We start from the raw sequence: 20,496 nt of genomic DNA, 5'->3' as shown, positions 1-20,496 counted from the left end.
GTGTCCGATCTTCGACCACGGGAAGTGATGCGCGTGGCTGCTGGGAACGACCCGGTGCCACCGGGGCCCGTCGACCTGCCGGACATCGCGTGCTTCGTGGTGGACGGCGCAGGCCGGGTGGCGGGCTGGTCCCGACACGCCGAGGACCTCTTCGGCTGGTCCGCGCAGCAGATGGCCGGGCAACCGGTCTCCCGGATCGTCGACTGGCCGCCGCCCACCACCGCCGCGGCACCCGGGAGCGACCCGGCGCCCGGGAACGGGGCCGCGCCCGAGAGCGTGACCGCGGTCGGGCGCCACCGCGACGGCCGGGAGCTGCGGGTGGCCCTGCGGGCGACGCCGATGGCGGGCGACGCCGGTGGCGCCCTCACCGTGCTGTCGGTGCTGGATCTGGACACGGCCCCGTGGTGGACGGTGAGCGCCTCGGTGCTGGAGCGCTTCCTCGGCCGGATGCCCTACGGGCTGGCCGTCCTCGGGACGGACCTGCGCTACACGTGGGTGAACCGGACGCTGGAGGACATGGCCGCCGTACCGCTGGAGGAGCGGATCGGCCGGCGGGTCGGCGAGGCGCTGCCCGATCTGGACGCGGAGGGCATGGAGGGGCAGCTGCGCCACACCCTGAGCACCGGCACGGCGATCCGCGGGTTCGAGTACCGGGGTTTCACGCCGGCCGACCCGGAGCGCGAGCACGTCTACGCCACCTCGTTCTTCCGCCTCGACGACGAGGCGGGCCGGGTGCTCGGGGTCGGCTACATGGGCACCGATGTCACCGACCGCCAACGGGCCCAGGAGCGCTTCGCGCTGCTGACGGACTCCGCGGAGACCATCGGCAGCAGCCTGGACCTCGCCCGCACCGCGGACGAGCTCGCGGCGGCCGCCGCCCCGGGGCTGGCGGACATGGTGGCGGTCGACCTGTTCGAGCGGATCCTCGGCGGCGGTGAGCCGGGGCTGGACCCGGAGCGGGAGGCGGGCTCGCTGGTACGGGTGGCGCACCGGTCCCTGCGGCCGGGGTGCCCCGAAGCGCTGGTGGCGCTCGGCGAGCCCTCGCGGTACGGCCGCAACTCCTCCGCGATGCGGGCGCTGCGCGAACGCAGGGCGCTGCTCGACGCCGACCTGGCGGAGCTGGCCGCCTCCTGGCCCGGCGAGGACGACGAGCGCTCGGACCGGGCGCGCGCCTATCGGTTCCGGTCGATGATCACCGTGCCGATCACGGCGCGGGGGCTGTACCTGGGCGTCGCGGTCTTCCTGCGCGAAGCGGGTCGCGAGCGGTTCGAGGAGGCGGACCTGCGGCTCGCCGAGGAGTTCGTCGCCCGGGTGGCGGTCGCACTCGACAACGCCCGGCGCTACACCCGCGAGCACACCGCCTCGCTGACCCTCCAGCGCAGTCTGCTCCCGCGGACCTCCGCCGGCGGGACCTCGCTGGAGGTGGCGGCCCGCTACCGGCCGGCCGGGACGCCGGGCGGGGTGGGCGGGGACTGGTTCGACATCATCCCGCTGTCGGCCGGGCGCTGCGCGCTGGTGGTGGGGGACGTGGTCGGGCGCGGCGTCGCCGCCGCGGCCGCCATGGGCCGACTGCGGATGGCCGTCCGGACGCTGGCCGCGATGGACCCGTCGCCCGAGGAGCTGCTGGCGCGCCTGGACGACCTGGTCCTTCGGCTGATCGCGGAGGACGAGGAGGACGCGGAGAGCGGGCGCTCGGCCGGGCTGACCGTGCTGGGCGCCACCTGCCTGTACGCGGTGTACGACCCGGTGCTGGGCCGGATGTCGGTGGCCCGGGCGGGCCACCCGGCGCCGCTGGTGGTCGGCGCGGACGGCACGGTCGCCCTCGCCGAGGTGCCGGCCGGCCCTCCGCTGGGCCTGGGTGCGCTGCCCTTCGAGGCGGGGGACATCGTGCTCGCCGAGGGCGGTGCGGTGGCGCTGTACACCAACGGCCTGCTCAGTGCCTGGGGCCGGGATCCCGATCTGGGCCTGGACCGGTTCAGGGCCGAGCTGCGCGACGCCGGCGGGCAGCCGCTGGAGCCGCTGTGCGACCGGCTGCTCGACCGGCTGCAGGTCCGGGAGTCGCCGGACGACGCCGCGCTGGTGCTCGCCCGACCGCGGCCGCTGGGGCCGGACCGGGTGGCCTCCTGGGACCTCCCCTCCGACCCCGCGGTGGTCGGGTCGGCCCGCGCGCTGGTCTCGGGCGTGCTGACGGAGTGGGGTCTGGAGGAGCAGGTCTTCGTGGCCGAACTGGTGGTCAGCGAGCTGGTCACCAACGCCATCCGCTACGGCCGGGCGCCCGTGCGGCTGCGGGTGGTCCGCCATGACGCGGTGACCTTCGAGGTGTTCGACGCGAGTGCGACCGCGCCCCGGCTGCGGCACGCGCGGATCACGGACGAGGGCGGGCGTGGGCTGTTCCTGATCGCGCAGATGGCCGCTCGCTGGGGCGCCCGGTACGTGCCCGACGGGAAGATCGTCTGGGCGGAGCTGGCGGCGGAGCCCGGCTGAACGCGGCCCGGACCGGTCTGCGCCGGCGGGCCGGGCCGCGGGTCAGGCTGCCCGGACCAGTACGGTCACCGGGCCGTCGGGGGTGAGGACCAGACGGTCCCCGCTGCGCCGGTGGTCCACGGCCCGGCCGTCCGGGTCGGTGACGGTCAGCGCGCCGGTGCCGGGCGGCAGGCACCGGACCGGCACCGCACCGCCGGGCAGGGTGAGGCGGGCCTCGGCCGGCCGGTGGCCGCTCTGCGGGTCGCCACCGAGGAGGAGCCGGCCGGCATCCGCGGGCGCATCCCGCTCGGGCGGATCGGCACCCCCGAGGACGAAGCCGCCGTGGTGGCCTTCCTGGCCTTCCCCGGCGCCGCCTACGTCACCGGTCAGACCATCACCGTCGACGGCGGCCGGACGATCTGGTCCGGCGAGTAGCCGCACGCCCCTCTCGACCCCTCGCAGCCCCCGGGCGGCCCGCCATGGCCGCCCGGGGGCTGCGGTCGCTGGCCCGGCTGTCTCCAGCCGCGACCAGCCCTCCCGATAGCTCCGATGACTCGACACCATTCGCCGGGATTCGACACTCCTTTCGCAAAGATCCGTCTTATACATCGGATGACTTCTTGCGGATCGGGGAACTACGCCGTTAGGGTCGGCCCCAGCACCCACTCATTCGGACGTGCCGGTGGAGCGGGCCCCAGCCCCCACCGCATCGGAAGGTTGACCATGAAGCTCATGCGTGTCGGCGATCCCGGCAGGGAAATCCCGGCGGTACTCGCCGAAGACGGCCGGATCCACTCCCTCAGCGGCCTCACCCCCGACATCGACGGCGCCTTCCTCGAAGCCGGCGGCGCCGAGCGGGCACGGACGGCCCTCGCCCGCGGGGAGCTCCCCGAGGTGGACCCGACCGGACTGCGGATCGGCGCGCCGCTCGCCCGCCCGGGCAAGGTGGTCTGCATCGGACTCAACTACCGCGACCACGCTGCGGAGACCGGTGCCGCGATCCCCACCCGGCCGGTGGTGTTCATGAAGGATCCGTCCGTGGTCGTCGGCCCGTACGACACGGTGCTCATTCCCCGGACGTCGGTGAAGACCGACTGGGAGGTGGAGCTGGCCGTGGTCATCGGCCGGGAGGCCCGCTACCTGGACTCCCCCTCCGACGCGGCCGCCGTCATCGCCGGCTACGCGATCAGCAACGACGTCTCGGAGCGGGAGTTCCAGCTCGAACGCTCCGGCCAGTGGGACCTCGGCAAGTCCTGCGAGACGTTCAACCCGCTCGGCCCCTGGCTGGTGACGGCCGACGAGATCGACGACGTGCAGGCACTCGACCTGAACCTCGCGGTCAACGGCGAGGCCCGGCAGGCCGGCTCCACCAAGGACATGGTCTTCGACGTCGCGTACCTGGTCTGGTACCTGAGCCAGTACATGGTGCTGCGGCCCGGCGACGTCATCAACACCGGCACCCCGGCCGGCGTCGCCCTGGGGCTCCCCGGGACGCCGTTCCTGCGGGACGGCGACACCGTCGAACTCTCCATCAACGGCCTGGGCGCCCAGCACCAGACCTTCCGTGACGCGTGAAAGGCACTGCGTTGTCCCGCTCCTCCGCCGTGATCACGGCCCTCGACACCTACGACATCCGGTTCCCCACCTCGCGGGAGCTGGACGGGTCCGACGCGATGAACCCGGACCCCGACTACTCCGCCGCCTACGTCGTCCTGCGCACCTCCGGCGGCGGGCCCGAGGGACACGGCTTCACCTTCACCATCGGCCGCGGCAACGACGTCCAGGTCGCCGCCATCGACGCACTCGCCCCGCACGTCCTCGGACGCCCCGTCGCCGAGCTGTCCGCCGACCCCGGCTCGCTGTACCGCGACCTGATCGGCGACAGCCAACTGCGCTGGCTCGGCCCCGAGAAGGGCGTGATGCACATGGCCATCGGCGCCGTGGTCAACGCCGCCTGGGACCTCGCCGCCAAGCGCGCGGAGAAGCCGCTGTGGCAGCTCCTCGCCGACGCCGAACCCGAGTGGCTCGTCTCCCAGATCGACTTCCGCTACCTCACCGACGTCCTCACCCCCGCCGAGGCCCTGGCCCTGCTGCGCAAGGGCAGGGACGGCGCGCAGAGCCGGCTGGAACGGCTGATGACCCGCGGCTACCCCGCCTACACCACCTCCCCCGGCTGGCTCGGCTACAGCGACGAGAAGCTGACGCGGCTGGCGAAGGAGGCGGTCGCGGACGGCTTCACCCAGATCAAGCTGAAGGTCGGCGCCGACCTCGCGGACGACATCCGCCGCTGCCGCACCGCCCGCGAGGCCGTCGGGCCGGACATCCGGATCGCCGTCGACGCCAACCAGCGCTGGGACGTCGCCGAGGCGATCGAGTGGACCAACGCGCTGGCGGAGTTCGACCCGTACTGGATCGAGGAGCCCACCAGCCCCGACGACGTGCTGGGCCACGCGGCGATCCGGCGCGGGGTCAGCCCGGTGAAGGTCGCCACCGGCGAGCACGTACAGAACCGGATCGTCTTCAAGCAGCTGCTCCAGGCCGGCGCCATCGACGTCCTGCAGCTGGACTCCGCCCGGGTCGGCGGCGTCAACGAGAACCTCGCCATCCTGCTGCTCGCCGCGAAGTTCGGCGTGCCCGTCTGCCCGCACGCCGGCGGCGTGGGCCTGTGCGAACTCGTCCAGCACCTGTCCATGTTCGACTACGTCGCCCTCTCCGGCACGGTCGAGGACCGCGTCATCGAGTACGTCGACCACCTCCACCAGCACTTCCTCGACCCGGTGGTGATCGAGGCCGGCCACTACCGGGCACCCGTCATGCCGGGCTTCTCCGCCACCATGCACCAGGCCGGCATCGACACCTTCCGCTACCCCGACGGCGACTTCTGGGCGGCCGACCGCGCAGGGCTCGCGCCCGCTCCCGAAGGCAGGAACGCATGAGCACCGATTTCGACGGACTCCGGGTCCTGGTCACCGGCGGCGCCTCCGGCATCGGCCGGGCGGCCGCGGACCTGCTCAGCTCCCGCGGAGCGCGCGTCGCCGTCCTGGACCTCGACACCGCCTCCGTCGCGGCCCCGCTGCACGGCTTCCAGGCCGACGTCACCGACGACCGGTCGGTGCGCGCCGCGGTCTCCGCCGCGGCCGAGGCCTTCGACGGCCTCGACGTCCTCGTCAACAACGCCGGCATCGGAGCCGCCGGCACCGTCGAGGACAACGACGACGAGCAGTGGCACCGGGTGCTGAACGTCAACCTGATGGGCGTGGTCCGCACCAGCCGCGCCGCCCTGGCGCATCTGCGCCGCTCGCCCTGCGCCGCGATCGTCAACACCTGCTCGATCGCCGCCACCGCCGGGCTCCCCCAGCGGGCCCTGTACTCCGCCAGCAAGGGCGCCGTCCTCTCCCTCACCCTGGCCATGGCCGCCGACCACGTCCGCGAGGGCATCCGGGTCAACTGCGTCAACCCCGGCACCGTCGACACCCCCTGGGTCGAGCGGCTGCTCGCCGCCGCACCCGACCCGGCCGCCGAGCGCGCCGCCCTGAACGCCCGTCAGCCCACCGGCCGCCTGGTCTCCGCCTTCGAGGTCGCCGAGGCCATCGCCTACCTGGCGAGCCCCGCCGCCGCCTCCGTCACCGGCATGGCGCTCGCCGTCGACGGCGGCATGGCCGGACTGCGCCTGCGACCGGAGGGCCGGGCGTGACCGTGCACCAGAACCCGCCGCCCCGGAGGCGGCCGCCCGTCACCGGACTCGCCTTCGGGGCGGCCGCCATCGGGAACCTGTTCACGCCCGTGGCGTCCGGCGACGCCCGGGAGGCCGTCTCCGCCGCCTGGGAATGCGGCATCCGGTACTTCGACACCGCCCCGCACTACGGCCTCGGACTGTCCGAGCGGCGGCTCGGACAGGTGCTGCGCGAGCTGCCGCGCGAGGAGTTCACCGTCTCCACCAAGGTCGGCCGACTGCTGGAGCCCAGCGCCGCCGGCGGCGACGACCTCGCGGACGGCTTCGCCGTACCCGCCACCCACCGCCGGGTCTGGGACTTCACCGCCGAGGGAGTCCGGCGCTCCCTGGAGTCCAGCCTGGAGCGGCTCGGGCTGGACCGGATCGACATCGTGTACCTGCACGACCCGGACGACCACCCCCGGGAGGCCGTCGAGCTGGCCTACCCGGCCCTGGAGCGGATGCGGGCCGAGGGCACCGTCGGCGCGATCGGCGTGGGCATGAACCACGCCGGGGCGCTCGCCCGGTTCGTGCAGGAGTGCGACCTCGACCTCGTCCTGCTGGCCGGCCGCTACAGCCTCCTCGACCAGAGCGGACTGCACGAGCTGCTCCCCCGGGCGCTGGCCCGCGGCGTGGACGTCGTGGTCGGCGGCGTCTTCAACTCCGGCCTGCTCGCCGATCCGCGCCCGGGGAGCACCTTCGACTACGCGGCCGCGCCCGACGTCCTGCTCCAGCGCGCCCTCGCCCTCAAGGCCCTCTGCGCCGGGCACGGGGTGCCGCTGCGCGCCGCGGCCCTGCAGTTCCCGCTCGGGCACCCGGCCGTCACCAGCGTCCTGGTCGGCGCCCGCAACGCGGCCGAGGTGCGCGACGCCGCGGCCATGATCCGGCACCCGGTGCCGGCCGCGCTCTGGGCCGACCTGTCGGACGCCGGGCTGCTGCCGCCCGACGTGCCCGTCCCCGGGGAGGTGTGACCGGACGGCCTCCCGCCGGATCGTCGACTCCCACCACCACGTCTGGGACCTCGCCGTCGGCGTCACGCCCAACTACCACGGCACGCCCTCGCTGGTGCTCCGCTTCGACGGCGAGCTCTCCGCCTGAGCCATCACGACCGAGGCGCCTGGGCCTTCACCACCGGGGCGAGCGCGTGGACCCGGGAGTCAGCCGAGGGCGGACCCGGCGGCGCCCAGGGTGTCCCGCAGCCACTGCTCGACCCCGGCCACGTGGACGGTGGCCCAGGCCTGGGCGACGTCGGGGCGGCGGTGGGCGATGGCCTCGTAGATCGCGCGGTGCTGCTGGCGGGTCCGGTCGACCGCGCCCTCCTCGGTGAGTCCGCGCCAGATCCGCGCCCGCGCGGTCGGGCCGGAGATCCCGTCGATGAGCGAGCAGAGCACCGTGTTGCCCGAGCCGGCGGCGATCGCGCGGTGGAACTCCAGGTCGTTGTCGATCAGTTCCTGCAAGGTCGCATCCTCCCGCAGGCTTTCCAGGACCGCGCCGAGCGCGGCGATGTCCTCGTCGGACATCGCCCGGGCGGCCATGGCCGCGGCGGCGGGCTCCAGGATCCGGCGGACCTCCAGGAACTCCAGGACGGTGTCGTCCTGGTGGAAGTCCAGGACGAAGCCGAGCGCGTCGAGCAGCAGGTCGGGTTCCAGGCTGGTGACGTAGGTGCCGTCGCCCTGGCGCACGTCGAGGACCCGGATCAGCGAGAGCGCCTTCACCGCCTCGCGCAGGGAGTTGCGCGAGAGACCGAGCCGCTCGGCCAGGTCGGCCTCCTTGGGCAGCCGGGAACCGGGGCGCAGCTCACCGCTGACGATCATGGCCTTGATCTTGTCGATCGCCTCGTCGGTGACTGGCACGGTGCTGCCTCCCTGGTCCTGATGGTCCCCGCAGCATAGTCCGGCCGACCGCCGGTCCGGGGTGGGCGGCGCCCTGGTAGGGCGGTGCTCCCGCGTCAGGTCACAGCTCCCACACCACCGGGAGTCCGGCCGCACCTCCGCCCTCGGAGTAGTCGTGGACGACGTCGAGCAGCTCGGCCATCCGCGCCTGCCAGGCGATGTTGACCGGGAGGCCTTCCAGTTCGGCGAGCAGGCGCCGGTACGACGCGCACTCCAGGAGGTGGAACAGCTCGCAGTCGCTGCGCCAGATGGTCCAGGAGGTGACGCCCGCGGCGCGGATGGCGACCGCGAGTTCCGCGGGGACGGCGCGGTGGGCGGCCTCGTACTCGGCGATCCGGTCCGGGCGGACGCGGGTGTGCAGGGCGATTCTCACGGCTGCTCCGGGTGGCTGGGGTCGGCGATGGCGGCATGCAGCGCGCACGGGCCTCACACGGCCACACATCGGATGAATATGCGGCGCTTGACCATATGAGTGACCCCCATTCTGCCGCAAGAAATCCCCCGTCCCCTACTGGACGAACCCTGGCCAGGCCACCCATGCGACCACCTGGGGACGGAAACCCCCGGCCCACCGGGCGAATTGCGCCTGCAGCCACGCCCCGCGGGGCGTCCGACGTCACGGTTAAGATTCATCCGAGGTTTGCTCTTGTCAGCCGCAGGCGCTGCTCATAGGGTCCTCGGTACCGCAAGCCGTCCGATGACTGCGGGAACCGCGGTCCGGTGCTCTGCCACCGGTAGCCGCGGGCTGGAGCCGGCCCCCTCCTCATTGAGGGCGGGACGGGAGGCCGGCTCCTTCCGACCCACCCTGCTTCGTCTCTCCGGGACCGGCTGCCCGGCCGTCCCCTCGCACCGGTTCGCTCCCCGACCGGAACCGGTCATCCCAGCCAAGGAGATCAGCACCATGAAGCCTCGCTCCACCAGAATCGCGGCCACGGCCGCCGCCGTGCTCGTCCTGGCGGGGTTCGCCACCGCCTGCAACCGCGGCAGCGACGCGGGCTCGTCCGCCTCCGGCGGCGGCAAGCCGGCTCTCGGCATCGACCTGCCGCGCGCCGACTCCGACTTCTGGAACTCCTACGCGCAGTACGTCAAGCAGGACGCCTCGACCCAGGGCCTGAACACCCTGCCGGTCAGCAACTCGCAGAACGACGTCACCAAGCTGGTCGCCAACGCCCAGGTCTTCCAGAACACCGGCGCCAAGGCCATCGTCATGGCCCCGCAGGACACCGGCGCCATCGCCTCCACCCTCGAACAGCTCTCCGCCAAGAAGATCCCGGTGGTCAGCGTCGACACCCGCCCGGACAAGGGCAACGTCTACATGGTGGTGCGCGCCGACAACAAGGCCTACGGCACCCAGGCCTGCGAGTTCCTCGGGCGGCAGCTCGGCGGCAAGGGCAAGGTGGCCGAGCTCCAGGGCGCACTGAGCTCCGTCAACGGCCGCGACCGCTCCGAGGCGTTCGCCGCCTGTATGAAGGAGAAGTTCCCCGGCATCCAGGTGATCGAGCTGGCCACCGAGTGGAAGGGCGACGTCGCCTCGGCCAAGCTGCAGTCCACCCTGGCCGCCAACCCCGACCTGGGCGGCGTCTACATGCAGGCCGGCGGTGTCTTCCTCCAGCCGACCCTCGCCCTGCTGCAGCAGAAGGGCCTGCTCAAGCCCGCCGGCCAGCCCGGCCACATCGCCATCGTCTCCAACGACGGCATCCCGCAGGAGTTCGACGCGATCCGCAAGGGCGACATCGACGCGACCATCTCGCAGCCGGCCGACCTCTACGCCAAGTACGCCCTGTACTACGCGCAGGCCGGAGCCGAGGGCAAGACCTTCCAGCCCGGCCCCACCGACCACCAGTCCACCATCATCCAGCTGCCCAACGGCCTGGAGGACCAGCTGCCCGCTCCGCTGGTCACCAAGGACAACGTCGACGACAAGGCCCTGTGGGGCAACAACGTCGGCAAGTAACCCCCGCACTCCCGTGAACGGTGGCGACGCCAAGCCGTCCCGCTCAGGCCACCGTTCACGGGCCCCTCGGAAAGGACACCCGCCATGGCGGACCCCAGCCCCGCCCGGGGCCCCGTCGTCGAGGCCGACGGGATCAGCAAGCGCTTCGGCGCCACCGTCGCCCTCGCCGACGCGCGCATCTCTGTGGCGCCGGGCGAATCGCACGCCCTGGTCGGACGCAACGGCGCGGGCAAGTCCACGCTCGTGTCGATCCTCACCGGCCTGCAGAACCCCGACACCGGCACCCTGCGCTTCGACGGCGAGAGCGCCCCGGCCCCCGGGGACACCGCCGCCTGGCGCGCCCGGGTCGCCTGCGTCTACCAGCGCTCCACCATCATCCCCGCGCTGACCGTCGCCGAGAACCTGTTCCTGGACCGGCAGAGCTCCCGAGCGCTGCGGCCGATCAGCTGGCGGCAACTGCGCCACCGGGCCGGCGAACTGCTCACCGAGTACGGGGTGGACGTCGACCCGACCGCGCGCGCCGAGGCCCTGAGCGTCGAACAGCGGCAGTTCGTCGAGATCGCCCGCGCGCTGTCCTTCGGCGCCCGGTTCATCATCCTCGACGAGCCCACCGCCAAGCTCGACGCCCGCGGCATCGAGCGGCTCTTCGACAAGCTGCGCTCACTCCAACAGCAGGGCGTCGCCTTCCTCTTCATCTCCCACCACCTCCAGGAGGTCTACGACCTCTGCTCCACCGTCACCGTCTACCGCGACGCCCGACACATCGTCACCGCCCCGGTCGCCGACCTCCACCAGCAGGCCCTGGTGGAGGCGATGACCGGCGAGAGCGCCCGCAGCAGCAAACCCGCCTGGTCGGTGGCCGGCCGCACCCGCTCCGAGGGCGCCGCCCTGCTCGACGTGTCCGGGCTCAGCCTGGCCGGCGCCTACCAGGACTTCACGCTGACCGCACGGGCCGGCGAGGTCGTCGGCGTGGCCGGCGCGGCCGCCAGCGGCAACGTGCAGCTCGGCGAGACCATCGCCGGCCTGCACCGCCCGCAGGCCGGCACCGTCGCCGTGGCGGGCCGCCCGGTCCGTACCGGACGCGTCCCCGCCGCGCTCGCCGCCGGCATCGGCTTCGTCCCCGAGGACCGCCACATCCAGGGCCTGATCCCGCAGCGCAGCGTCGCCGAGAACGCCACCCTGACCGTCACCGACCAGCTCGGCCCGTTCGGCACCGTGCTGCCCTCGCGGACCCGGGCCTTCGCCGGGCGGATGATCGCCGACCTCGACATCAAGACGCCCGGCGCCTCGGCCCCGGTGTCCGCGCTGTCCGGCGGCAACCAGCAGAAGGTCGTGATCGCCCGGGCGCTGGCCACCGAACCGCACGTGCTGGTGGCCATCCGACCCACCAACGGCGTCGACATCAAGTCCAAGGAGTCCCTGCTCGGCGCCGTCCGCAAGGTCGCCGACGCCGGGAAGACCGCCCTGATCGTGTCCGACGAACTCGACGACCTGCGGGTCTGCGACCGGGTCGTGGCCATGTTCCACGGCCGCGTCGTCGCGGAGTTCGAGCACGGCTGGAGCGACGAACAGCTGGTCGCAGCCATGGAGGGCATGCCCGGCCCGACCGATCCGAAGGAACCCAATGTCTCCCACCACTGAGGTCCGCCCGCGCCCGGCCACCGCCGTCGCGGCCCCCGGCCGCCGCATCGACCTCGCCCGCTACCGCGACCTCTCGCTGGTACCGGTCCTGCTCGTCCTCGGCATCATCGGCTTCGCCGTCTCCCCGGCCTTCCTCACCTCCGACAACCTCCTGGGCGTCGGCCAACAGGCCACCGAGCTCAGTCTCCTGGTCCTCGCCGAGGCGCTGATCCTGATCGCCGGCCGGATGGACCTCTCGCTGGAGTCCACCATCGGCGTCGCCCCCGTCATCGCCGTCTGGCTGGTCCTCCCCGACCACGGCGCCCGCTTCAACGGCCTCGGACTGTTCCCCTCCTGGAGCGCCATCCCGCTGTGCCTGGCGGTCGGCGCCCTGATCGGCGCGATCAACGGCTTCCTGATCCTCAAGCTGCGCCTCAACGGGTTCATCGTCACCCTGGGCGCCCTCACCCTGCTGCGCGGCCTTCAGGTCGCCATCTCCGAGGGCCAGTCGATCGTCAACCTGCCCGGCTCCTTCACCTACCTCGGCCGCACCAGCTGGCTCGGCGCGCCCGCCGCGATCTGGATCTGCGCCCTGCTCTTCCTCGCCGGCGGATCCGCGCTCGCCTGGCTGCGCCACGGCCGCGCCCTGTACGCGATCGGCGGCAACCCGGAGGCGGCCCGGGCCGCCGGCATCCGGGTCGACCGGATCACCTGGACCGTGCTGATCCTCGGCGGCCTGCTCGCCGCGTTCGCCGGGGTCCTCTACACCGGCCACTACGGCTCCATCTCCGCCGACCAGGGCAACGGCTGGATCTTCCAGGTCTTCGCCGCCACCGTGATCGGCGGCGTCAGCCTCAACGGCGGCCGGGGCACCCTCTTCGGCGCGCTCACCGGCGTGCTGACCCTCCAGCTCGTGGTCAACGTGATGACCCTCGCGGGCGTCCCACCGCTGTGGAACCAGTTCCTCAACGGCGCGATCATCATCGTCGCGCTGATCATCTCCCGCTTCGCCTCCGGCGAGAAGCAGGAGTAGGGCCGCTCCTTCTCGATCACCCGGCGTGATCCGCAGGAGAGGCCCCGGGCCCACCGAAGCCGCCGGAGCGGCGCGACCAGCCTGGCGGGGTCTGGTCGCGCCGCTCCGGCCGTTCCGTCCTCCACTCCCACCACTCCCACCCCCGTACACCGAAACGCCGGAGGCGAACACCCGTGGCGGTCACCGAAGAAGCAATCGAGAAGATCAAGGACATGATCGTCTCCGGCACCCTGCAACCCGGCACCCGCCTCCCGAACGAGGCCGACCTCGCCGACCAGCTCGGGCTGTCGCGCAACTCGCTCCGGGAGGCCGTCCGCGCACTCACCGCGATGCGCATCCTCATCCCCAGGCAGGGCGACGGCACCTACGTCTCCGGGCTGGAGCCCCACATCCTCCTGGAGGCGATGGCGTTCGCCGCCGACGTCTCCCACGGGCACACCGCCCAACAGCTCCTCCAGGTAAGGCGGTTGCTCGAACCGCAGGCCACCGCCCTGGCAGCCGGCCGGCTCACCGCCGGCCGGCTGCGAACGCTCCGGGACATCCTCGACCAGAGCGCCGCCGCCGTGAGCATCGAGGAGTTCGTCGAGCTCGACATCGCGTTCCACCGCACCATCGCCGACTCGGTGGACAACCCGGTCCTGTCCACCCTGCTCGGCATCCTCTCCACGCACACCCAGCGGCTGCGCATCGTCCGCGGCACCGTGCCCCGGTCCCCGGCCGAGGGCACCCCCGTCGCCACCGCCCGTGAGCAGGCCCACCGGGAGCACGAGGCCATCTGGCGGGCCCTCGTCGACCGCGACGCCCAGCGCGCCGCCAGCGCGAGCGCGGTCCACGTCGCGGCCGTCGAGGAGTGGCTGGCGACGGAGGTCGTGAACAACTCCGCGGGACTCGGCTCCACCGGCTGACCTCGACCGGCCGACGCCCCGCCTTCGATCCCCCGTACAAGACGGTCCCCACCACCCAGAACGGTCCGACCATGAACACCCGCACCACCCGCACCACCCGGGCCGGCGGCGCCGGCGTGCTCCTCATCGGGTGCCTCTCCGCATGCGGAGGCCTCTCCGCCCCCGGCAGCGCTCCCCCGCAGATCGGCATCGACGTCCCCCGCGCCGACTCCGACTTCTGGAAGGCCTACGCGAAGTACATCCAGCAGGAGATCACCGAGCAGCACCTGAACGTCCTGCCCCTGACCCACTCCAACGGCGACGAGGACACGTTCGCCAAAAACGTCCAGTCGCTGGCGAGCCGCCACCCCAAGTCGGTCGTCATAGCCCCGCAGAACACCAGGAACTCCGACGCGCTGCTCGGCCGGCTGTGGGCCGACAACGTCCACGCCGTCAGCGTCGACACCGAACCGGAACACGGCGAGGTGTACATGGTGGTCCGCACCGACAACCGCTCGTACGGCACCAAGGCCTGTGAGTTCCTCGGCAGGCAGCTGCGCGGCAAGGGCAAGGTCGCCGAACTCCAGGGGTCCCTCGACTCCATCAACGGCTACGAGCGCTCCGAGGCGTTCGGCACCTGCATGCGGCGCGGCTTCCCCGGGATCGAGGTGATCGCGCTGCCCACCGAGTGGAAGGGCGACGTCGCCGCCGGCAAGCTCCAAGCCACGCTGGCCGCCAACCCGGACCTCAACGGCATCTACATGCAGGCCGGCGGCGTCTTCCTCCAGCCCACCCTCGACGTCCTGCGCCAGAAGGGCCTGCTCAAGCCCGCCGGCCAGCCCGGCCACCTCACCATCGTCTCCAACGACGGTATCCCCGCCGAACTCGACGCCATCCGCCGGGGCGAGATCGACGCCACCGTCAACCAGCCCGCCGACCTCTACGCCAAGTACGCCCTCTTCTACGCCCAGGCCGCCGCCGAGGGCCGGACCTTCCAACCCGGGCCGACCGACCACAACTCCACCATCGTCCAGCTGCCCAACGGCCTGGAGGACCAGGTCCCCTCCGCCCTGATCACCAGGGACAACGTCGACGACAAGAGCCTCTGGGCGAACAACCTCGACAAGTGAAGCCCAGCGGACTTCCACAGGTTGGTCACAAGCGCGCCGGGCCCCTCGCCCGGCGGCGGCCTCCCTGGAAGCATCGTCTGCGGGCATCGGGGAGGTGTCCGGCGACGCGATCGAGGGGGTTGCGATGAACGCGCGCATCAGGGACGCGAGGCCGCCCGGCAGATTCCGACGGATCGCCGGACTGGTCGTCCGCGTGCTGGCACGAACCCTGCTCGTGCTGGCCGGGCTGGCCACCACCGTGCTCGGCTTCAGCTGGTTCGTCGAGGGCCACCACGCGGTGGGCGCCTACCGCCACGCCCCGGTGTGCGGCACCGCTGAGGCCACGCCGGGCAAAGACTGCGCACTGCACGAGACCGGCAAGGTGACGGCGGGAAAGGTCGACCACGGCGACAACGGTGCCACCTACCGGTTGACCGTCGCACGTGAGACGGCCCCCAAGCGCACCTACACGGTCGGTGAGGCCTTCTACGACGATGTGGAGGTCGGCACGGACGTGGAGCTGACGCTCTTCCGGGGGCGGGTGGCCGAGGTCTCGTACCACGGGCACCGCGCCCAGAACCCCATCACGCCCTGGCTGACCGCGTTGAAGGTGGCCCTCCTGGCCGGCCTGGGGTCGGCCCTCACCGCCCACGGGCTGGCCGGGTGGCGCCCCGGCGCGCGGTCGATCCCCGCCTCCGTGGGCGCCCTCGTCGTCTTCCTCTCGCTCCTCGGCAGCCTCGTCTTCATGGCGACACAGTGGCCGCTCGCCGTCACCCTGGGCATTCCCGTCCTCGGCTGGCTGGCCCTGACCGCCGGGAGCACCTCGGCCAGTCGGGACGGCTGACGCCCCTGCCGAGGGCTGGTCCGCCCCGGCCGTGGGGACCGGGACGGACCAGCGGCGCTTACCGGAGTCGGGTCAGGTGCTGGCGGTGTAGCTGTCGAGGGTGACGGCCGTTCCACTGGAGCGGGGGTCGGCGGCACCGTGCTGGTGACGGTGACGATGTGGCTTCCGGCGGCCAACTGGGGGCTGGTGCAGAGGATCTGGCCGTTGAACGTGTCGGCGGGGGGTAGGAGTCGACCTTGACGGGGGCGCCGCCGTCGATGGAGACGGTGGCGACCATCTCGCTGCGGGCGGCCTCGGTGGCACCCCCTCAGCCGACCGTCCGGTGCGGGGGGAGTCGGCAACCAGCGCACCTGGAACCAGTGGTGATGCTTCGTCACGACCCGGCTCACCGCTCGTCGGCGGCCGCCAGGATCGCGCGCAGCCGTGCCAGGCATTCGCCGACGAAGGCCGGATAGGTGTGCCAGTAGTACGACACCCCGCTGAGTCCGACGGCGATGGCCCACGCGCGGGCGCGCTGCCACGTCACGTCGTCGAGGCTCATCGCCTCCCAGTACGCCTGCCGGGCCCCGGGCGGGAGATCCCACAGCGGCGCGTGCTCGGCGTCGGGAAAGCCTACCGAGAGGGCTCCGAAGTCGATGACGGCGTGCAGCCTCCCCTGCCGGACCAGCAGGTTGGTGGGTTTGAGGTCCCCGTGCAGCCACACCTGGCGGCCGGAGGGCTCGGGCAGCGCGAGCGCGCTCCGCCACAGCCTGCGCAGACGGTCCAGGTCGAGGTCGAGGCCCTGGATCGCCCGGCAGTCGTCGAAGCGCTCGCCGACCCACCCGTCGCACTCCTGCAGACCGCCACCGCGGTACCAGCTGAGCTCGCCCTGCCGAGCGGCCCCCATGAGGGGGGCGGAGTGCAGGCTCTGCACGGCCGCAGCCAGGTCGGCCCCGAAGGCGGGCCAGTCGGTGACCGATCCCGGGCCGACCTCGTCGCCGTCGATCCAGCGGTACACCGACCAGGCGAGCGGAAAGGCGGCACCCGGGGTGCCGGCGTGCACCGGCTCCGGGATGCGGCAGGCGAGGTGCGGCGCCAGCCGCGGCAGCCAGCTCTGCTCCTTCCGTACGGCCTCCGCGTTGTCCGCGGTCCGCGGCAGCCGCACGAGCAGCTGCCCGCCGAGCCGGTACATCGTGTTGTCCGTCCCCGCGCCGGCCGGCGCAACGGGGAGGTCGGCCCACTCCGGTCGCTGCTCCCTCAGCAGCGACCGGACGACCGCCTCGTCCACCCGGATCTCGTTCTCATGAAACGTCACGGTGAGAGCCAACCGCCCGGGCCCGGCCACTGCCAGCGATTTTCCCGGGGCGGTGGGCGCTCGGAGAGCGGTCGGGCGCCGTGGGGGCGATAGGCGTTTTCGTTCTGGGGCGCGAGTGGCGTAGAGTCTGGTTCACCGACGCGGGGTGGAGCAGCTCGGTAGCTCGCTGGGCTCATAACCCAGAGGTCGCAGGTTCAAATCCTGTCCCCGCTACGACGAGGGCCGGGGCCCGGTGTGCATGTGCGCACCGGGCCCCGGCTCTTTTTCGTTGCTTGGCCGGGACGTTCGGATGGCCCGGCATCGCGGTCGTGGGTGCGCGGTCAGCGGCCGACCTCGCGGGTGCGGAAGTCGTCGACGGTCTCGCGGCGGATGAGCAGTCGGGCGCGGCCGTCGCGGACGGCGGCGACGGCGGGGCGGCCGACCAGGTTGTAGCCGGAGGCCATCGAGAGCTGGTAGGCGCCGGCGGCGGGGACGGCGAGCAGGTCGCCAGCCCGCAGGTCGGCGGGGAGGCTGGCGCCGCGGACCAGGACGTCCCCGGCCTCGCAGTGCCGGCCGACCACGTCCATCGGGGCGGTCGGGGCGTCGGAGCGGCGGCCGACCAGGCGGGCGGTGTAGGGCGACCCGTAGAGGGCGGGGCGCGGGTTGTCGCTCATGCCGCCGTCGACGGCGGCGTAGCAGCGGCCGTCGGCGGTGTGCTTCACGGACAGCACGCGGTAGACGGCGACCGCCGCCGGTCCGGCAACGGCCCGGCCCGGCTCTACCAGCAGGCGCGGTACGGCGAGGCCGGCCTCGGCGCAGCGCTCGGACAGCCGGCCGCTCACCCGGGCGGCGAAGTCCGCGAGGTCGAGTTCGCCGTCCCCGGGCAGGTAGCGGATGCCGTGGCCGCCGCCGAGGTCCAGCTCGGGCAGCTCGGCGCCGTGCCGGTCGCGGACCTCGGCCAGCAGCCGCACCAGGGCGTCCACGCCGGCCAGGTAGGGCTCGACCTCGGTGATCTGCGAGCCCAGGTGGCAGTGCAGGCCGGCGAGTTCGAGGCCGGGCTGGGCGAGGATCCGGGCGATCGCGTCGGCCGCGTCCCCGCCCTCGATCGGGAAGCCGAACTTCTGCCCGCCGACGCCGGTGCGGACCGCCTCGTGGTGGCCGGCCGCGATCCCCGGCACCACCCGGACCAGCACCCGCTGGGGTGTGTCGGCGGCCACCAGGGCGGCCAGCCGGGCGATCTCGGCCGGGCCGTCGATGACGATCCGGCCGACCCGCAGCCGGCGGGCGAGCCGCAGCTCGTCCGGGGTCTTGGCGTTGCCGTGCAGCAGGATCCGCTGCGCGGGGAAGCCCGCCGCGGCGGCCAGCCACAGCTCGCCCGCGGAGCAGACGTCCAGGCCGAGGCCCTCCTCGGCGACCCATTCGGCCATCGCGCTGCACAGGAAGGCCTTGGCGGCGTAGAGCACCTCGGCCTGCGGGAGGGCCCGGCGGTAGGCGCGGGCGCGGGCGCGCACCTCGGCCTCGTCCAGCACGTACAGCGGGGTGCCGAAGCGTTCGGCGGCCTCCGCCAGCCCGACCCCGCCGACCAGTACCTCGCCGCCGGGGCCCCGGCGGGCCGATCCGGGCCAGGGGCTGCCGAGCGGCGGCTCGGTGCAGGTCGGGGTGCCGGGCGGTCGGCCGCCGGAACGGCCGGGGGCGGGGAGGACGGCGAGCGCGGGGGCGGACGGCTTGGTCATGGTGTGCTGCTCCTGCGGGCAACGGGGGTAAGGGAGACGGCGGCGGCGCGGGGCCGGGGGCACGGCGGCGCGGGGTCAGTCCAGGTACTGCACCGCGAACCGGCAGTGCGCGGCCCTGCTGCGCACGGCGGTGGCCGCGGCAGCGGGACCGTCGGCGGCGGAGCCCTCCGGCCCCGCCGGGCGGACGGCGACGAGTGCCGTCCGGACCCGCGGGCGCACCGGCGCCGTCTCCGGCGCGGTCCGACGCGATGGCTGCTCGACGGCGGGGACGACCTGGGTGCTGCTCATGGCGGTGGGATCCTTCCGGGACCGGTTCGGGCCGCCGCTCAGGTGCGCGGCCCGCCGTTCCAGTGGATGCCCTCCGAGCCCCGGACGCCCTCGGCCTTGACGCACGGCCTACGCCTGGACCGCCGTCCTTGACGGCTCCCTGACGCGGTCGGTACCGGTAGGGGCGCCGGGCTGCTCCGGGCTCGCGCTCACTGCTCCCGCAGGTCGACGATGCGGCGGATCTTGCCGACCGACCGCTCCAGCTCGTAGGGCTCGACCACCTCGACCTCCACGGTGACACCGACGCCGTCCTTCACGCCGCGGGCGATCCCGGCGGCCGCGGCGGCCCGCTGCTCGGCCGTGGCGCCGGGGCGCGCCTCGACCCGGACGGCCATCCGGTCCAGCCGGTCCCGGCGGGTCAGCCGCAGCTGGAAGTGCGGGGCGACGCCGGGCGTCCGCAGCAGGATCTCCTCGATCTGGGTGGGGAACAGGTTCACCCCGCGCAGGATGATCATGTCGTCGCTGCGGCCGGTGACCTTCTCCATCCGGCGGAAGGCCGGCCGCGCGGTGCCGGGCAGCAGCCGGGTGAGGTCGCGGGTGCGGTAGCGGATGACCGGCAGCGCCTCCTTGCCGAGGGAGGTGAAGACGAGCTCGCCGCTCTCGCCCTCGGCCTGCACCTGGTCCGTGAGCGGGTCCACCACCTCCGGGTAGAAGTGGTCCTCCCAGATGTGCAGGCCGTCCTTGGTCTCCACGCACTCCTGGGCGACGCCCGGGCCCATCACCTCGGAGAGGCCGTATATGTCGACGGCGTGGATGCCCGTCCGCCCCTCGATCTCCCGGCGCATCTCCTCCGTCCACGGTTCGGCGCCGAGGATGCCGATCCGCAGGGAGGTGCTGCGCGGGTCGACGCCCTGCCGGTCGAACTCGTCGAGCAGCGTGAGCAGATAGGAGGGGGTGACCATGATGATCTCGGGCCGGAGGTCCTGGATGAGCTGCACCTGGCGGGCCGTCATGCCGCCGGAGGCCGGGATGACCGTGCACCCGGCCCGTTCGGCCCCGTCGTGCGCCCCGAGGCCGCCGGTGAACAGCCCGTACCCGTAGGCGATGTGCACCCGGTGGCCGCGCCGCCCGCCCGCCGCCCGGATCGAGCGCGCCACCAGGTCGGCCCAGACCGAGAGGTCGTGCTCGGTGTAGCCGACCACGGTGGGGCGGCCGGTGGTGCCGCTGGACGCGTGGATCCGGCGGACCTCCGACATCGGGACGGCGAACATGCCGTAGGGGTAGGTGTCCCGCAGGTCGGCCTTGATGGTGAAGGGGAAGCGCGCCAGGTCCGCCAGCGTCCGGCAGTCCTCGGGTGCGACCCCGGCCGCGTCGAACTTCCGCCGGTAGAGCTCGACGTGGTCGTACGCGTGGCGCAGGGTGGCCTTCAGACGGGCGAGTTGGTGATCGCGCAGCTCCGCCACGGTCATCCGCTCGCCGGCGTCCAGCAGTTCGTCCGGGAGCGGCTCGCCGAGCTGCGGCGCGCCGGGGGTCCGCCGGCCCGCCGCCTCTCCGTCGTTCCGTGCCAACGGCTCCACCATCCGGTGCACCTACCGATCATTCGGTCAGCGTTCGACGGGGTCAGGGTATCCAGCCGGGAGAACCGCCTGTCAAGCCGCCGCCCCGGGGCGGGATGCCCGGCCGCCGGGGCCCGTGCGCGCGGCGGCCGGCCC

Annotated in this window: 18 protein-coding genes and 1 tRNA gene; 13 read left to right on the top strand and 6 right to left on the bottom strand. The window is 73.3% G+C overall.

All coding sequences use genetic code 11. The annotated features are described in order from the left end of the window. Positions 1 to 33: 33 nt before the first annotated feature. From ACGFZP_RS17360 to ACGFZP_RS17335, 6 genes are all read left to right on the top strand, one after another. Positions 34 to 2,484, top strand: a complete 2,451-nt coding sequence (locus tag ACGFZP_RS17360; protein ID WP_392933325.1) for a SpoIIE family protein phosphatase — start codon at positions 34 to 36, stop codon at positions 2,482 to 2,484. Positions 2,485 to 2,595: 111 nt separating this feature from the next. Next, on the top strand, positions 2,596 to 2,898 hold the full coding sequence (locus ACGFZP_RS17355; RefSeq protein WP_392933322.1) for an SDR family oxidoreductase: 303 nt from the start codon (positions 2,596 to 2,598) through the stop codon (positions 2,896 to 2,898). 288 nt (positions 2,899 to 3,186) lie between these two features. Next, positions 3,187 to 4,038, top strand: coding sequence for a fumarylacetoacetate hydrolase family protein (locus tag ACGFZP_RS17350; RefSeq protein WP_392933320.1), 852 nt, complete (start codon positions 3,187 to 3,189; stop codon positions 4,036 to 4,038). Positions 4,039 to 4,049: 11 nt separating this feature from the next. Beyond that, a complete protein-coding gene (locus tag ACGFZP_RS17345) occupies positions 4,050 to 5,399 on the top strand; it encodes an L-fuconate dehydratase (protein WP_392933317.1) in 1,350 nt (449 codons plus the stop codon). Next, the gene (locus ACGFZP_RS17340; protein ID WP_392933314.1) at positions 5,396 to 6,157 is read left to right on the top strand and encodes an SDR family NAD(P)-dependent oxidoreductase; all 762 of its coding nucleotides are present in this window, start codon (positions 5,396 to 5,398) and stop codon (positions 6,155 to 6,157) included. Before ACGFZP_RS17345 ends, ACGFZP_RS17340 begins: the two co-directional genes overlap by 4 nt. A 2-nt stretch (positions 6,158 to 6,159) precedes the next feature. Further along, on the top strand, positions 6,160 to 7,146 hold the full coding sequence (locus ACGFZP_RS17335) for an aldo/keto reductase (protein WP_392933516.1): 987 nt from the start codon (positions 6,160 to 6,162) through the stop codon (positions 7,144 to 7,146). Between the two features lie 186 nt (positions 7,147 to 7,332). Here the strand turns inward: ACGFZP_RS17335 and ACGFZP_RS17330 are convergent, their stop codons facing one another. Next, entirely contained in the window at positions 7,333 to 8,028 is a 696-nt protein-coding gene (locus tag ACGFZP_RS17330; protein ID WP_392933312.1) for a FadR/GntR family transcriptional regulator, read from the bottom strand. 100 nt (positions 8,029 to 8,128) lie between these two features. After that, positions 8,129 to 8,440, bottom strand: a complete 312-nt coding sequence (locus ACGFZP_RS17325) for an L-rhamnose mutarotase (protein ID WP_392933310.1) — start codon at positions 8,438 to 8,440, stop codon at positions 8,129 to 8,131. Between the two features lie 528 nt (positions 8,441 to 8,968). Between ACGFZP_RS17325 and ACGFZP_RS17320 the strand changes: the two genes are divergently transcribed. The 6 genes from ACGFZP_RS17320 to ACGFZP_RS17295 all read left to right on the top strand — a co-directional run bounded on the left by ACGFZP_RS17320 (position 8,969) and on the right by ACGFZP_RS17295 (position 15,511). After that, a complete protein-coding gene (locus ACGFZP_RS17320; protein ID WP_392933307.1) occupies positions 8,969 to 10,021 on the top strand; it encodes a sugar ABC transporter substrate-binding protein in 1,053 nt (350 codons plus the stop codon). Between the two features lie 84 nt (positions 10,022 to 10,105). Next, entirely contained in the window at positions 10,106 to 11,662 is a 1,557-nt protein-coding gene (locus ACGFZP_RS17315) for a sugar ABC transporter ATP-binding protein (protein WP_392933305.1), read from the top strand. Further along, positions 11,646 to 12,674: an ABC transporter permease gene (locus ACGFZP_RS17310; RefSeq protein WP_392933302.1), complete on the top strand. Its 1,029-nt coding sequence runs from the start codon at positions 11,646 to 11,648 to the stop codon at positions 12,672 to 12,674. Before ACGFZP_RS17315 ends, ACGFZP_RS17310 begins: the two co-directional genes overlap by 17 nt. 173 nt (positions 12,675 to 12,847) lie before the next feature. After that, the gene (locus ACGFZP_RS17305) at positions 12,848 to 13,579 is read left to right on the top strand and encodes a FadR/GntR family transcriptional regulator (RefSeq protein WP_392933300.1); all 732 of its coding nucleotides are present in this window, start codon (positions 12,848 to 12,850) and stop codon (positions 13,577 to 13,579) included. A gap of 71 nt (positions 13,580 to 13,650) precedes the next feature. Continuing rightward, positions 13,651 to 14,688: a sugar ABC transporter substrate-binding protein gene (locus tag ACGFZP_RS17300; protein ID WP_392933298.1), complete on the top strand. Its 1,038-nt coding sequence runs from the start codon at positions 13,651 to 13,653 to the stop codon at positions 14,686 to 14,688. Positions 14,689 to 14,881: 193 nt separating this feature from the next. After that, positions 14,882 to 15,511: a hypothetical protein gene (locus ACGFZP_RS17295; RefSeq protein ID WP_392933296.1), complete on the top strand. Its 630-nt coding sequence runs from the start codon at positions 14,882 to 14,884 to the stop codon at positions 15,509 to 15,511. A gap of 385 nt (positions 15,512 to 15,896) precedes the next feature. On the opposite strand, the gene ACGFZP_RS17290 is transcribed toward ACGFZP_RS17295, so the two are convergent. After that, positions 15,897 to 16,805: an aminoglycoside phosphotransferase family protein gene (locus ACGFZP_RS17290; RefSeq protein ID WP_392933294.1), complete on the bottom strand. Its 909-nt coding sequence runs from the start codon at positions 16,803 to 16,805 to the stop codon at positions 15,897 to 15,899. A gap of 139 nt (positions 16,806 to 16,944) precedes the next feature. On the opposite strand from ACGFZP_RS17290, the gene ACGFZP_RS17285 reads away from it, so the two are divergent. Further along, positions 16,945 to 17,018, top strand: a tRNA-Met gene (locus tag ACGFZP_RS17285). A 107-nt stretch (positions 17,019 to 17,125) separates the two neighbouring features. Here ACGFZP_RS17285 and lysA read toward each other — a convergent pair. The 3 genes from lysA to paaK form a co-directional block, all read right to left on the bottom strand. Beyond that, positions 17,126 to 18,517: a diaminopimelate decarboxylase gene (lysA, locus tag ACGFZP_RS17280; RefSeq protein WP_392933292.1), complete on the bottom strand. Its 1,392-nt coding sequence runs from the start codon at positions 18,515 to 18,517 to the stop codon at positions 17,126 to 17,128. Between the two features lie 75 nt (positions 18,518 to 18,592). After that, a complete protein-coding gene (locus ACGFZP_RS17275) occupies positions 18,593 to 18,805 on the bottom strand; it encodes a hypothetical protein (protein WP_392933289.1) in 213 nt (70 codons plus the stop codon). A 188-nt stretch (positions 18,806 to 18,993) separates the two neighbouring features. After that, a complete protein-coding gene (paaK, locus tag ACGFZP_RS17270) occupies positions 18,994 to 20,253 on the bottom strand; it encodes a phenylacetate--CoA ligase PaaK (RefSeq protein WP_392933514.1) in 1,260 nt (419 codons plus the stop codon). Between the last annotated feature and the right edge of the window lie 243 nt (positions 20,254 to 20,496).

It is taken from the genome of Kitasatospora sp. NPDC048239 (assembly GCF_043202015.1).
Classification (GTDB): domain Bacteria; phylum Actinomycetota; class Actinomycetes; order Streptomycetales; family Streptomycetaceae; genus Kitasatospora.
This window is presented reverse-complemented; position numbering and strand designations above follow the sequence as displayed.

Bases quoted from the DNA above. Each gene is read 5' to 3' on its own strand.
- ACGFZP_RS17350 (WP_392933320.1), top strand. From the start codon at position 3,187: ATGAAGCTCATGCGTGTCGGCGATCCCGGCAGGGAAATCCCGGCGGTA.
- ACGFZP_RS17340 (WP_392933314.1), top strand. From the start codon at position 5,396: ATGAGCACCGATTTCGACGGACTCCGGGTCCTGGTCACCGGCGGCGCC.
- ACGFZP_RS17320 (WP_392933307.1), top strand. From the start codon at position 8,969: ATGAAGCCTCGCTCCACCAGAATCGCGGCCACGGCCGCCGCCGTGCTC.
- ACGFZP_RS17315 (WP_392933305.1), top strand. From the start codon at position 10,106: ATGGCGGACCCCAGCCCCGCCCGGGGCCCCGTCGTCGAGGCCGACGGG.
- ACGFZP_RS17310 (WP_392933302.1), top strand. From the start codon at position 11,646: ATGTCTCCCACCACTGAGGTCCGCCCGCGCCCGGCCACCGCCGTCGCG.
- ACGFZP_RS17300 (WP_392933298.1), top strand. From the start codon at position 13,651: ATGAACACCCGCACCACCCGCACCACCCGGGCCGGCGGCGCCGGCGTG.
- lysA (WP_392933292.1), bottom strand. From the start codon at position 18,517: ATGACCAAGCCGTCCGCCCCCGCGCTCGCCGTCCTCCCCGCCCCCGGC.
- ACGFZP_RS17275 (WP_392933289.1), bottom strand. From the start codon at position 18,805: ATGAGCAGCACCCAGGTCGTCCCCGCCGTCGAGCAGCCATCGCGTCGG.
- paaK (WP_392933514.1), bottom strand. From the start codon at position 20,253: ATGACCGTGGCGGAGCTGCGCGATCACCAACTCGCCCGTCTGAAGGCC.